Annotated in this window: 13 protein-coding genes; 6 read left to right on the top strand and 7 right to left on the bottom strand. The window is 61.1% G+C overall.

What is annotated here, in order from left to right; all coding sequences use genetic code 11:
• Nucleotides 1-19: 19 nt before the first annotated feature.
• The 4 genes from pyk to HF682_RS13665 all read left to right on the top strand — a co-directional run bounded on the left by pyk (nucleotide 20) and on the right by HF682_RS13665 (nucleotide 3292).
• Nucleotides 20-1489: a pyruvate kinase gene (gene pyk / locus HF682_RS13680; protein WP_168877877.1), complete on the top strand. Its 1470-nt coding sequence runs from the start codon at nucleotides 20-22 to the stop codon at nucleotides 1487-1489.
• On the top strand, nucleotides 1486-1866 hold the full coding sequence (locus tag HF682_RS13675) for a methylglyoxal synthase (protein ID WP_168877876.1): 381 nt from the start codon (nucleotides 1486-1488) through the stop codon (nucleotides 1864-1866). Before pyk ends, HF682_RS13675 begins: the two co-directional genes overlap by 4 nt.
• 83 nt (nucleotides 1867-1949) lie before the next feature.
• A complete protein-coding gene (locus tag HF682_RS13670; protein WP_168877875.1) occupies nucleotides 1950-2552 on the top strand; it encodes a methyl-accepting chemotaxis protein in 603 nt (200 codons plus the stop codon).
• Nucleotides 2549-3292, top strand: a complete 744-nt coding sequence (locus HF682_RS13665; protein ID WP_168877874.1) for an oxygen-binding di-iron domain-containing protein — start codon at nucleotides 2549-2551, stop codon at nucleotides 3290-3292. The genes HF682_RS13670 and HF682_RS13665 overlap by 4 nt, the downstream gene beginning before the upstream one ends.
• A gap of 36 nt (nucleotides 3293-3328) precedes the next feature.
• Here the strand turns inward: HF682_RS13665 and HF682_RS13660 are convergent, their stop codons facing one another.
• Together HF682_RS13660 and HF682_RS13655 are read right to left on the bottom strand one after the other, a co-directional pair.
• Nucleotides 3329-4339 carry a BMP family lipoprotein gene (locus tag HF682_RS13660; RefSeq protein ID WP_168877873.1) on the bottom strand — a complete coding sequence of 337 codons (1011 nt, stop codon included), beginning with the start codon at nucleotides 4337-4339 and terminating at the stop codon, nucleotides 3329-3331.
• An 88-nt stretch (nucleotides 4340-4427) separates the two neighbouring features.
• Nucleotides 4428-5621, bottom strand: coding sequence for an MFS transporter (locus HF682_RS13655; protein ID WP_168877872.1), 1194 nt, complete (start codon nucleotides 5619-5621; stop codon nucleotides 4428-4430).
• Between the two features lie 98 nt (nucleotides 5622-5719).
• Between HF682_RS13655 and HF682_RS13650 the strand changes: the two genes are divergently transcribed.
• Nucleotides 5720-7393 carry an SgrR family transcriptional regulator gene (locus HF682_RS13650; protein WP_168877871.1) on the top strand — a complete coding sequence of 558 codons (1674 nt, stop codon included), beginning with the start codon at nucleotides 5720-5722 and terminating at the stop codon, nucleotides 7391-7393.
• Here the strand turns inward: HF682_RS13650 and HF682_RS13645 are convergent.
• The 5 genes from HF682_RS13645 to HF682_RS13625 form a co-directional block, all read right to left on the bottom strand.
• On the bottom strand, nucleotides 7381-7938 hold the full coding sequence (locus HF682_RS13645) for a hypothetical protein (RefSeq protein ID WP_168877870.1): 558 nt from the start codon (nucleotides 7936-7938) through the stop codon (nucleotides 7381-7383). The genes HF682_RS13650 and HF682_RS13645 overlap by 13 nt on opposite strands.
• Complete coding sequence (locus HF682_RS13640; protein ID WP_168877869.1) at nucleotides 7919-8410, bottom strand: hypothetical protein; 492 nt, start codon at nucleotides 8408-8410, stop codon at nucleotides 7919-7921. The genes HF682_RS13645 and HF682_RS13640 overlap by 20 nt, the downstream gene beginning before the upstream one ends.
• Nucleotides 8411-8544: 134 nt before the next feature.
• Nucleotides 8545-9066 carry a carboxymuconolactone decarboxylase family protein gene (locus HF682_RS13635; protein WP_168877868.1) on the bottom strand — a complete coding sequence of 174 codons (522 nt, stop codon included), beginning with the start codon at nucleotides 9064-9066 and terminating at the stop codon, nucleotides 8545-8547.
• Nucleotides 9067-9118: 52 nt separating this feature from the next.
• A complete protein-coding gene (locus HF682_RS13630; RefSeq protein WP_168877867.1) occupies nucleotides 9119-9667 on the bottom strand; it encodes a peroxiredoxin in 549 nt (182 codons plus the stop codon).
• 123 nt (nucleotides 9668-9790) lie between these two features.
• Entirely contained in the window at nucleotides 9791-11158 is a 1368-nt protein-coding gene (locus HF682_RS13625) for an NAD-dependent succinate-semialdehyde dehydrogenase (RefSeq protein WP_168877866.1), read from the bottom strand.
• A gap of 83 nt (nucleotides 11159-11241) precedes the next feature.
• On the opposite strand from HF682_RS13625, the gene HF682_RS13620 reads away from it, so the two are divergent.
• The gene (locus HF682_RS13620) at nucleotides 11242-13197 is read left to right on the top strand and encodes a transglycosylase SLT domain-containing protein (protein ID WP_168877865.1); all 1956 of its coding nucleotides are present in this window, start codon (nucleotides 11242-11244) and stop codon (nucleotides 13195-13197) included.

Genomic DNA, 13197 nt, shown 5'->3' with positions numbered 1-13197 from the left:
TAAGGGCGCGTAATCAGCCATGTTCCGTAAAACCAAGATTGTTGCCACCCTTGGCCCGTCCAGCACCAGCCCGGAAGCCCTGGAGGGCATGCTCAAGGCTGGCGTGAACGTCGTCCGCATCAATTTCTCGCACGGCACGGCCGAAGAGCATACCCAGCGGGTACGGCTGGTACGCGAAATCGCCGCCCGACTGGGTTGTGATGTCGGCGTGATGGCGGACCTGCAGGGGCCGAAGATCCGTATCGGCACTTTTGTCGAAGGCAAGGTTCACCTGAACAACGGCGAGCGCTTCATCCTCGATGCGCATGCAACCAGCGGTGATTTGAACCGGGTCGGGCTGGACTACAAGGAACTGGTCAATGATGTGACCGAGGGCGATACCCTGCTGCTGGACGATGGCCGCATTGAGCTGCGGGTGGAAGATGTGCGCAACAGCGAAGTGCATTGCACCGTGGTACACGGCGGGGTGCTCAGCAACAAGAAGGGCATCAACAAGCTGGGCGGCGGGCTGACCGCGCCAGCGCTGACCGCCAAGGACATGGAAGACATCAAGACTGCGGTGGCGTTTGAGGCCGACTTCATCGCCGTCTCCTTCCCCAAGAACGGCGCCGACATGTATATGGCGCGTGAGCTGATGCGCGCTGCGGGTGGCCATGCGCAGATGATCGCCAAAGTGGAGCGCACCGAAGCGGTACGCGACCTGGAAGACCTGCTGCAAGCCTGTGACGGCGTGATGGTGGCGCGTGGCGATCTGGCGGTGGAAATCGGTGATGCGGCGGTGCCTGCGGTACAGAAGAAGCTGATCCGCATGGCCCGCGAGCATAACAAGCTGTCGATCACGGCGACGCAAATGATGGAGTCGATGATCTCCAGCCCGGTACCGACCCGTGCCGAAGTGTCGGATGTGGCCAATGCCGTGCTGGACGGCACCGATGCGGTGATGCTGTCCGCCGAAACCGCGTCCGGCCAGTTCCCGATCGAGACCGTGACCGCGATGGCCCGCATCTGCGTGGAAGCGGAAAAATCGGCCCATATCACGCTGGATACCGATTTCCTCAACCGCACCTTCACCCGCATCGACCAGTCGATTGCCATGGCGGCGCTGTTTACTGCGCACCATCTCAAGGTCAAGGCCATTGCCGCGCTGACCGAATCGGGCTCGACCGCCCTGTGGATGAGCCGCCTGAACGCCGGAGTGCCGATCATTGCACTGACGCCGCAGGAAAGTACCCGTCGCCGTTTGGCGCTGTACCGGGATGTCAGCACCTTGCTGCTGGAAGCCAATTATGTGGACCGGGATGCCTTGCTGGCCGATGCCGAGCGCAAGCTGCTGGAAGCCGGGCTGGTAGAGGTGGGCGACGCCATCGTCATCACCAATGGCGAGCCCCTGGGCAAGCCGGGTGGTACCAATACCATGAAGATTGTGCGTGTGGGCCATGGTCTCGACGCACCGGCGGCGCCGAAGCGTAAACCCCGCAAAACGGCATGAAGCGGCTGACCATTGCCCTGATTGCGCACGATCGCAAGAAGGATGACATGGTAGCGCTGGTACGGGCGCACGCAGCGCTGCTGCGCCCGCATCGCCTGATCGGTACTGGCACCACCAGTCAGCGTATTCGTGAAGGTACTGGCCTGCCGGTGGAGGGGCTGCTGTCCGGCCCGCTCGGTGGCGACCAGCAGATTGGTGCCTGGGCGGCTGAGGGGCGGGTGGACATGGTCTTGTTCCTGCGCGATCCGCTGCAGGCGCAGCCGCACGAACCAGACATCACTGCCCTGCTGCGGGTGTGCGATGTTCACAATGTGGCGCTGGCCACTAATCTGGCGACAGCACACGCCCTGCTGGTGCGCTTGCCTGCGGTGACTTGATCCGGATCAAGCCGGGCTGCGCGCCGCACAGCAAAATTTTTCTCATTTGCTAGACTGAAGCTGTTACCTGCCGGGGTAAGCCGATGTCCGAGCAATCTGCTGCTGCAACCGAACTGGTCGATATGGTGCATCTCAATGAGGGCATCAAGGAGGTGGTGGTCATCGCCTTCCAGATCAATATCATGGCCCTGAATGCCATCTTGCTGGCCAACCGGGCAGGACGCGCCGCGCTGGGCTTCAGTGTCATCTCCAAAGAACTGCGGGTCTTGTCGGTGGAGCTGACCCGGGTCATGCAACTGCTGAAGCAGGATGCCTATCGCTCGGTGGCCCTGATCACCGACCTGCTGCGACAAGAGCGGCGGGCCAAGCTGATGCAAGCCGCCAATGTGTTGTCTGGTGAGCACTGCGGAGCATTAAAGCAGCGGTTAGGTCAGCAGAAGCAGGCTTTCTCCCGCATCCGAACCGACATTCGCCAGTATCGACGCGAATTGCAGGTCAAGCTGGATGACGCCCAGAAGATCTGCCAGTTTGGCATTGCCATTTCCCGCTCCGCCAAGATTGAGGCGGCCTACGGTGCCGCCTACAGCAACCAGCTCAGTGAAGTCTCGCAGGATTTTGACCAGAACATCCAGGCCATTGTTCCGGCCCTGGCCGCATTGCATGATGGTTTGGGGAGGCAAGCATGAAACAGGCAACCGTCATTTTCCAGCAAGGCGATCATCGCTGGACACTGATCGCACGCGACCCGGACAAACACGGTTATGTGATTGATACCAATGAATACCTGATCTCCAGTGGCAACGACAATCTGCTGACCGATCCAGGTGGCAGCGAAATTTTCCCGGCGGTGTTCTCTGCTATCAGCGCGGTGGCGGACCCGCTGTCGATCCGCAGCCTGTTTGCCTCGCACCAAGACCCGGACATCATTTCCTCGCTGGGCTTGTGGCTGGACTTCAACCCGCAACTGCATTGCTATATCAGCCGCCTGTGGGCCACCTTCATTCCACATTTTGGGGGGGACGATCAGACGCTGATTCCCATTCCGGATGAAGGAATGAGCTTCCGTCACGGTCAGCTGGAGCTGCAGGCGGTTCCGGCCCACTACCTGCACTCGTCTGGCAATATGCAGCTGTATGACTCGGCCGCCCGTATCCTGTTTTCCGGGGATGTGGGCGCAGCGCTGCTGCCTGAGGAGGATGGGGGTCTGTTCGTTACCGAGTTTGACCAGCACATTCGCCATGCAGAAGGCTTCCACCGGCGCTGGATGGGTTCGACCGAAGCCAAGCTGGACTGGTGCGAGCGTGCCGCCAAGCTGAACCCGGACATGATGTGCCCGCAACATGGCGCGGTGTATCAGGGGTCGGATGTGATGCGCTTCATCAACTGGTTTGCAGCCTTGCCGGTGGGCAGCGGCATCAAGCGTTAGCACCGGGCTGCCGCAAGGGGCAGCCCGGCGTGTGTGTTACATCGGCGTGAGCGCAACGGGGCAACTGTTGCCCTCACGGAAATCCACCACCCGGGTTTTGCCCTCGATGATGTTCTTCCTGGCCTGTTCCACGGCCGCCTTGGTGGCGGGGCTGATCAGGCTGGCGTTGTACGTGTCCAGCGACCAGTCCACCCCTCCTTCCTTCAGGCCCAGTTTCAGAATGCCCGGCTTCCAGCTGCCTTTGCTGGAGCTGGTCAAGGCCTGATAGACCGCGGTGTCGATGCGCTTGACCATGGAGGTCAGCACGCGGCCTGGTAGCATCCAGTTCTGGTTACTGTCCACGCCAATGGCAAAGGTATTGGTGTCGCGGGCCACCCGCAGCGTGCCCAAGCCGCTAGCCCCTGCTGCGGCATACACCACATCGGCGCCTTTCTCGATCTGCTTCTTGGCCAGCAGCGCTGCTTTGGGTGGATTGCTGAATGCCTCGCCGGTGGTGCCGATGGTGCTGGTGAACACTTCAATATTGCCGCGCACCTGTTTGGCCCCTTGGGCATAACCGCAGCCAAACGCCTGCAGCATCGGAATGTCCATGGCGGTGATGAAGCCCAGCTTGCTGGTTTTGCTGCCATAGGCCGCTGCCATGCCGACCAGATAAGACCCCTCATGCTCCTTGAACACAATCGACTGCACATTGGGGCCTTCCACCACGCTGTCTACCAGCGTGAAGCGAACCTTGGGGAATTCCTTGCTGGTTTTGGCCACGGCATCCGAGAAGGTGAAACCAATCAGGATGATGTGGTCTGCGCCCTTCTGGATCATGTTGCGAATCTGGTTTTCCGCGTTGTTTTCATGGGTGGCCATGGCTTCCAGAAAACTGATTTTGCTCTCGGCGCGGAATTTCTCCGCACCTACAAAAGCCGATTCGTTAAAACCTTTGTCGAATTTACCGCCCTGATCGTAAATGATGGCGGGGGTGAGCGCGTGGGCGACGGTGCTTGCCATGAGGGCAAGCGACGCCAGCGCGGGTGCCCGCAGCAAGCCGTGCATACCATACTCCAATACCAGTTTGACTTAGCCGGGGGGCAGTGGGCATGGTATGCGGCACGCCTGGTTTGGGCAAGCACCGCTCGTCATGTCAGCCCGGAGCAGCCGTCACCGGGACCGGTTGCGTACGTTGCTGTTGCAGGCGCAAGCCCAGTAACAGCAGCATGACACCCGCGATGGCGATGCCTTGCAGTGATAGAAACAGGGCCGTGTTCCCGCCCCACTTCAGCAAGGCGCCACACAGTACCGGGCTGAGCGCCGCACCCAGCATCGACAGCTGGCTGGCACCATAGTAGGCCCCACGCGCATCAGCCGGGGCAATCTGGTCGATCAGCTGGTATTCTGCGGGTACCAGTACCAGCTCAGCCAAGGTGAACAGCAGGATGGCCGCGCACATCATCGGCAGGCTGGTGGAGACCTGCAATATCCACAAAGCGGGCAGCAGGCACAGGCTGGCCCACAGTAACCATCGTGCCAGATGACCCCGCAACAGCCAGCGGCTGACCGGGTACTGCAGCAAGACGACGCCGAGCGTATTGGTCAGGATCATGCTGGTGAGGTAGCGCTGGCTGAGCATGGGGCTGCAATGGTCCAGCAGCCACAGCATCAGCCAGGCGCTGAACCGGCCATAGATCATCGAGTGGCAGAAACTGACCAAGGTGTAGCACACCAGCACGTGGTCCTGGCGCAAGCGGCTGAGAGTGTCAACGAAACGGGCCGTACTGCGGACATCGGCATCGTGCTGGACAGGAAACCTGCGGAGCTGTCGCAGCACAGGCAAGGTCAGACCCACACTGATGCCTCCCAGCCAGAAGGGAATGGCAAACTGCAGGCCGGCCAGCTGCAGTCCCAAAAGCGGTCCAAGCGAGAACATGATGTTGGAGAGCAGGTAGCCGGTGGCGTAGACCTTGGGCCGCTCCTCGGTTGTAATCCAGCGTGCCAGCATGGCCTTGAACGACACCAGGATGACACTCATGGCACTGTCCACGCTCAAGATGAGGAGGGCGGACATGGCGGGATGCGGTGAGAGTGTCAGGGCCGGCAAGGTCAGCGCAATCAGCAGTACCATGCTGCGCAGCAGCCGGGCCGGCCCCATGCGGTCTGCCAGATGCCCCCCATACAAGCCAATCAAGGTGGCGCTGACCCCGCACAGGGAAAGAATTAGGCCGATCCATTCGGTGGAGAGGTGCTGGCGGTGCAGCAACAGGACAAACAGCGGCTGGGTTAGCGCGCGGCTGAGCACCAACAAGGCTTGGCATAGCAGAAGCAGACGGATGGCGGTCATAGTGGACTTTTGAGGTGTGTAATGACCGGGCAAGTGTGCAACAATAAGCGGAATGAAAATAAGGGCTAAAGCAAGGGTTCTGTTCTGCTTTTTACCTCATGTCGCTGGCACGCTACTTCCAGAAACTGTATCAGACCTACGGTGAGCAACCGGTTCAGCCCGGCTTGCCGGAGCTGGCTGCGCAACTGTGTGTCAGCGAGCGGCACGCCCGGCAACTGCTGGGGCGCATGCAGGGCGAGGGCTGGTTGACCTGGCAAGCGGGCCGTGGACGCGGGGTGCGCTCTACCTTGCAGCTGCATGGCAAGGCGCTGCAGCAACTGGAGCAGGAGCTGCAACAGTTGCTGCAGCAAGGCGCACTGTCGCAGGTATTGCAGCGCCTGCCTGCTGCAGAGCGGCAGCAATGGCTGGATAGCCTGCCGCGCTTGCTGGCGCAGCACGATGCCGGTTCCCGGCTGCGTATTCCCTTGCCTCGCGCGCTCAAATCGCTGGACCCGCTGACGGTGGCGTTCTGGCTGGAAGCCAATCTGGTGCGGCAGCTGTTTGACCGTTTGCTGGAGGTGGACCCACAACGCGGGCTGGTTGGTTCACTGGCACACCACTGGGAGGCACAGCAGCAGGGGCAGTGCTGGCGTTTCTGGTTACGCCCCCGCCTGCAATTTCATGATGGCAGCGTGCTGGATAGTACAGCCGTGATGGAAACCCTGCTGCGCTTGCGGGATGAGCCGGGCCCGGCGCAGTGGCAATACAGGCATCTGCGGCGGGTGGTCTGCCACGATGCGCTTGGCTTCAGTTGCGAGCTGGAGCGGCCAGACTGGCTATGGCCGCACTGCCTGGCCAATGGCCCGGCGTCCATCGTGCCGCGTCGCCGCCGACGTCATTTTGGAGAGCTGCCGGTTGGCAGTGGACCGTGGCGCTTGCTGCAGCGGCATCCGGGGCGCTTGCTGTTGCAGGCCATGCCCTATCACCATCGTGGTGCACCGCTGCTGGAGCAGATCGAGCTGTGGATTCTGGACCTGCCGGATTACCCGGCGCCCTATGATCTTGTCTGGCAGCAGGAAGAGGGTCAGCCGGTCCACAGTGAGGGACTGCATTGGCCGGAGGGCTGTCATTACCTGATTTTGGGCGAACCGGACGACAATCAGAGACAACAGCTGGCAGCGTTGCTGTCGCATCCCCCGCTGGTGGCGGACGACGAGGTCTGGCGGCGCCCGGCCCACCATTTGCTAGCGAGTTGGCCACCTATGGAGGGCACGCCAGCCGGGCGGATAAGCCGCCCCCCCGCACAGGTTTTGACCCTGCAGCATTTCGGGGTGCCGCAGGCCAGTGTGTTATTGCCGCGCATTCGTCAGCGGCTGAGCATGGCGGGCATCACACTGACAGTTCTGCAGCGCAATGCCGCATTACTACAGGAAGGTACTGGCTTTCCACGGGCAGACCTGACCTTGCAAGGGGAGATCTTGTCCGAAGATACCATATTCAGCCTGTATGAATGGCTGGGCGGTAATATCATTGAGCATTTACCACCACTGCGGCAGCAAGCACTGTGGCGGGCTTTGGCCAGGATCCAGGCAATGCCGGGGCAGGCCGAGCAACTGGCGGGTTTTCAACAGGAAGCCAGCCATCTGATCCAGGAGGGCTGGTTGCTACCGTTATCGCATGAAGCCAATTGCCTTCACCCGGCGCCATGGCTGGCCGGAGCCAAGCCCGGTAACAATGGCTGGGTGGATTTCAGCAAGCTGTGGGTGCGAGGAGACAGCACTCAGCCATCGTGAAAGTGGCAAGCCCAACCGTAGCGTTTAGGGTTGGCTGTAAGTGGTCCGACCACCTGCTGCATGACTCCCGGCCCTGCCGTGTGATCGATAAAGCGGGCATCCAGTAAGCCATAGCCATCTTCCCGGCGTTGCTGGTTACTGCCGGTATGGGGTTTCAGACGCAATGACTGTGCCAACTGCGTCGCGTCGCCGTCGAACTCAGCCATAAAGATCCCGCCGCTATCAGCCTGATAGTACAAGGTCTTGATGCGAACCCCAGCGATAGTGATCGGTGACTTGAAGCGAAAGACCTGATCTGGTGGGCCTTCAGGGTCATGATTGATGAATTGCACGCCCTGCTGTCGTAACCATTTCCGGGTTGCAGGATCTTGAGCGTCCAGAGGATCCGCCTTGCAACGTAGTGCGAGTTCAATCCGGGTAGCCAAAGGTGTGGCTGCCATGATCCAGCTCGGTTGCAAGGCGAGCAGTGCTACGGTAATTGCAAGCGGCTTGATCATCAGTCGTGCCTTTGGAAGGTGAATTTGCTCAGTGCTTTGAGTATTCATCGGCCCATGCTTCGTTGCTACGGTGCAGCCCCAGTCCGACGCTGTCAAACTCGTCCAGCCCGGGTTTGGCGACAATACCAAGATGACGCAGCGCCAGACTGATCGGGGTATCAGGCCAATTGGACATGTCATGGGGGGTATCGGACAGCTTCAGCGTCAACTGACCCTCTTCCCAGACTAAAGCGTCTTGGTAGCCCATGCCGCCATGGAAAAAGGTGGCGGCATATAAAACAGGCCCGCGATGAGACAGCTGTGCCGCCAAAGGGGCCAGGCCGGCTGCAATGTCTTCGACCAGTGGAGGATGGGGCTCCTGTTGGGCCCAGGCACTGGTTTGCAATTCATGCTCAACCGCGTGAGTGACGGGGAGCAAGCTCAGACCATGTTGCAGCGGGCAGATGACAGCGGATGGCAGGGTGAGGCTGGCTTCGATAAGGACAGCGCGAGGCGCGATCAAGGCTTGGACCCAGTGCATGGTATTCCTGTGAGCAACAATGGATACCGGTAGTACAGCGGGGTTCCCCTGCACTGCCGTGGATCGTACTGACGATCAGCGGCGAGTGTAGGGGATATGCCATGAGGATGCCAGCGGCTGGCGTGAAACTTTAGTCACGCTTTAGCTGCCAGCACTTGTGCCGTCGCGTTGATGACAGCAGCAATGCGGCCGACATCGCGCAGCTCTGTACTGTTCATGCCCTCTTGCTGCAGCACCGCGTAGTGGGCAGAGATGCAGAAACGGCATTTGCCGACGATGCTGCTAGCCAGCGCGTACAGTTCGAAACGTCGCTTGTCGACACCACCATGGTTTTGGTAGGCGTTCATGCGCAACTGGGCGGGCAGGGTTTTCAGCTCGTCGTTATCCGCCATGTCCAGATAGCTGTACCAGACATTGGTCATGCCCATCAGGGCGGCCGCGGTGTGGGCGGCTTCGGTTTCCTCGGCGCTCAGGATGTCGCTGTCGCGGAAGGCCGCAATCAGCGGGGCGGACTTGCTGGCGAAGGCGGCTGCCAGGGCTGCCCCTACGGCGTCTGCCGGGCTCAGGCTGGAGCGGGCCAGGACGCCGTCCAGGTTCAGGCGAACATCCTTGGCATAGTCCGGAATCAGCGCTTTGATGTCGTTCAGGAATTCCATGATGCAGTCTCCAGCCGGGGGCGGCAGCGCCCCCGGTGTTTGGTAAGGTGAATTACAGGGTCTGGCCGCCTACCGCGCGGTTGCACGGGCACAGCTCGTCGGTCTGCAGGCCGTCCAGCAGGCGCAGGATTTCTTGCGGGTTGCGGCCCACATTCAGGTTGTTCACCGAGACGTGCTGGATCACATTGTCCGGGTCGACAATGAAGGTGGCGCGTAGGGCGACGCCAGCCTGGGCATCACGCACGCCCAGCATGTCCACCAGCGAACCGGTGACATCGGCAAACTGCCAGTGGTTCAGGCGGTCCAGGTCCTTGTGCTCACGACGCCAGGCCAGCTTGACAAACTCATTGTCGGTCGAGCCACCCAGCAGCACCGCGTCGCGGTCGGCAAAGTCGTTAACCAGCTTGTTGAACTCGGCGATTTCGGTCGGGCAGACAAAGGTGAAATCCTTGGGATAGAAGTAGATGATCTTCCACTTGCCGCTGAAGGACTGCTCGGTCAGGCTTTCAAAGGCGGAAACGCCATTTTCTTCGTGGTGGTTGAAACCGGGCTTGACGCCGGTGATGTGGAAGGCTTCGAGGGATTGTCCGACGGTTTTCATGCTGAGGCTCCTGCGTTGAGTGAAGATGCCTCATTATGATTTGCGCTATTGGTTCTGTTAAATTGATTGTTATTATCTATTTAATAGGGGTGGGCTATCGCTATGGCTGCCGTCATTGCAAGCCTAGTCCCGGATCCAGATGGACTTGGCGTTGGTGAACTCGCGGATGCCCAGCTCGGACAGCTCACGACCATAGCCCGAGGCTTTGATACCACCGAAGGGCAGCAGGTTATTGGAACGTAGCTGGCTGTTGACGTAGGCCATGCCGGATTCGATGCGGCGGGCAAAGGCTTCGGCGCGTTCCAGATCACGGCTCCACACCACACCCCCCAGACCATAGCGGGTGTCGTTGGCCAGCCGTAGTGCGTCCGCTTCATCCTGTGCGCGAATCACCGCCGCCACCGGACCAAACAGCTCCTCAAAATAGGCGGGGGCATTGTCGGGCACCTGATCCAGCAAGGTGGCCTGGAAATAGTAGCCGGTACCCGGTTGGCGTTTCCCGCCCAGAATCACCTCCGCGCCGGTCGCCACGCTGGCATCCACCTGCCGCTGCAGCTTGTCGAGCAGGTCCTTGCGGGCCAGCGGTGCCAGGCGGGTGGCCGGGTCCAGCGGGTCACCCGGGGTTAGCCGCGCAATGCGCTCGGCCAGCAGGGCGACAAAGCGGTCGGCAACCTCGGGTACCACAATGATGCGCTTGGCAGCGGTACAGGCTTGCCCGGCGTTGATGAAGCGAGCTGCCACGGCTTGATCGGCCGAGGCTTCCAGATCGGCATCATGCAGCACCACCCAGGGGTCGGAACCGCCCAGCTCCAGCACGCACTTCTTCAGATAGCGCCCGGCGGTTGCCGCGACCAGCCGGCCTATGGTCTCCGAGCCGGTAAAGGAAATGGCGCGCACGGTGGGCTGGGCAATCGCCCGGTCGACATCGTCATTTTCCAGCAGCAGGGTCTGGAAGGTCTGCGCGGGCAGACTCGCATCGTCAAACAGCTGTTGAATCGCCATCGCGCACTGTGGCACATTGGCGGCGTGTTTGAGCAAGCAGGCATTGCCCGCCAGTAGCGCAGGAATGGCAAAGCGAAAAACCTGCCAGAAGGGATAATTCCACGGCATGACCCCGAGCACGGTGCCCAGCGGCTGGTGGCTGACATAGCCGCGGCCACTGGGCAGGGCGACCGGCTGGTCCGCCAGCATGGCAGGCGCATGGTCGGCGTAAAAGTCGGCCAGGTCGGCGCATTTGCCCAGCTCAGCCACCGCTTCGCGGTTTAACTTGCCCATCTCCTGGCTGATCAGACAGGCTAATGCATGTTCCCGGGAACGCAACAGGCGGGCGACCTGTCTCAGCGCTTCACAGCGTGCAGGTAGCGGCCAATCTGCCCAGCGTTTCTGGGCCTGTGTGGTGGCCGCTATGGCATCATGCAAGTCAGCGGAAGGCAAGCTGGCGAACTCGGCCTGCAGGGCTTCCGTGGCCGGGTTCAGGCTGTAATATGGCATTGTGTTATCCTGTAAGGCCACCTGAATAGGTGGCCCGTTTCCACGATCCCGGCGTGAGCCGGAAGCTATGTGACATAGAGTACATGAACCGACTGCGTCATTTTACCCCGATTTGTCTGAGCCTGACCGGCCTGCTGATGCTGGCAACGGCCCACGCCGGTATCCCTGAAGACCTGAATGCGGCCCGTGATGCTTTCCGTGTCAAGGATGCGGCGCGTCTGGAGCAGCTGGCCAACCGGCTGGATGGCACCCTGGGCGCCCCTTACCCGCGCTATTGGCAATTGGCGCTGGATCTGGACAACGCCGCCCCGTCGCGGGTGGACGCTTACCTGAAGCAATACGCCGACAGCTGGATGAGTGAGCGTTTGCGGCTGGAGTGGCTGCTGTCGCTGGGGCGTCGCCAGCAGTGGAGCGTCTTCAACCAGTTTGATGCCAAGCTGGGCAATGAAACCCAGGAATTGAACTGCTACCGGCTGCTGGCACGGCAAGCCGGGGGTACCACCTTGCCTCCGGCTGAACTGAAGGCGCTATGGTATAGCGGGGCCGAGCAGGCCAAAGGCTGCCTGACCTTGCTGGACAGCTGGCGTCGGCAGTCCGGCCTGGACAGCACCGCAGTGTGGGACCGCATGCGGCTGGCCTTGCGTGAAGGACGAATCACCAAGAGTGACCGGCTGGATGCCGCCCGCGCCACCAACGATTGGTTGCCGGCCGGTGAGCAGCTGGACCTGCGCCAGTTGGAGAGTATTTATAACAGCCCGACCAGCTATCTGGCGCGCCTGAGCGAATTCCCCAAGCCCCGTGCAGCACGAGAGGTGGCCTTGTTCGCCTTGAACCGGCAAGCCATGCTGGACCCGGCTCAGGCCGCTGCGCTGCTGCAACGCTGGCAGGGCGGCATGGATGCCGTAGACCGCAAATACGCCTGGGGGCTGGTGGCCCACTGGGCGTCATTCAAGCTGATGCCGGAAGCGGTGGAGTGGTACCGGCTGGCAGGGGACACCGCGCTGTCGGAAACCCAGCTGGGGTGGAAAGTGCGGGCGGCATTGCGCGGCAAGGACTGGGCGATGGTGAAAGAAGCCATCGCCGCCATGCCGGAGAAAATGGCCAGTGAAAACACCTGGCGCTACTGGAAGGCACGGGCGCTGGCGGCGCAGGGCAATCTGGACGAGGCGCGCGAGCTGTACCAGGGCCTGGCCGGGGAGTACACCTACTATGGCCTGCTGGCATCGGAGGAGCTGGGCCAGAACACTCTCAATCTGCGTGAAAGCTACAAGCCCACCGAGGCCGAGGTCAAGCAAGCTTCACAAATGCCGGGCTTTGCGCGCGGCATGCTGCTGTACCAGATGGACTGGAAGTTTGAAGCCAACCGCGAGTGGCTGCTGACCCAGCGGGAACTGGACGACAAGCTGCTGCTGGCTGCTGCCGAGTATGCCCGCCGCAACCAGTGGTATGACCGCGCCATCAATACGGCCGACCGTACCAAACAATTGCACAACTTCTCATTGCGTTTCCTGAGTCCCTACCGGGATGTGATGAAGCTGCATACCGAGCGGCTGGGGGTGAATGAGGCCTGGGTGTTTGGCCTGATCCGGCAGGAAAGCCGCTTTGCCAGCGTGGCGCGCTCCGCAGTGGGGGCCGCCGGGCTGATGCAGCTGATGCCGGGTACCGCCAGCTGGATTGCCCGCCGCATTGGTCTGGCCGGTTATCAGCAAAGTGCGGTACATGATATCGACACCAATGTGCTGCTGGGTACCAGCTATTTGAAGTATGTTCTGGATAGCCTGGGCCACCCGGTGCTGGCGACAGCGGCCTACAATGCCGGCCCGGGGCGTGCACGTGCCTGGCTGGGTGGCAAGCCGCTGGAAGGGGCCATTTATACCGAGTCCATTCCGTTTGATGAAACCCGCGACTATGTGAAGAAGGTGATGAGCAATGCCGTGTTCTACGCGGCGGTGCTGGGGGACCCCTACATCAGCCTGAAAAAGCGCATGGGCACCATGCCGGTAAGGGGCAGTGTATCCCTGGCGCCGGATGCACAGTAA

This window comes from Leeia aquatica, from assembly GCF_012641365.1.
GTDB lineage: Bacteria > Pseudomonadota > Gammaproteobacteria > Burkholderiales > Leeiaceae > Leeia > Leeia aquatica.
Note: the sequence above shows the minus strand (reverse complement) of the source record. Positions and strands in the feature narration are given on the sequence as shown.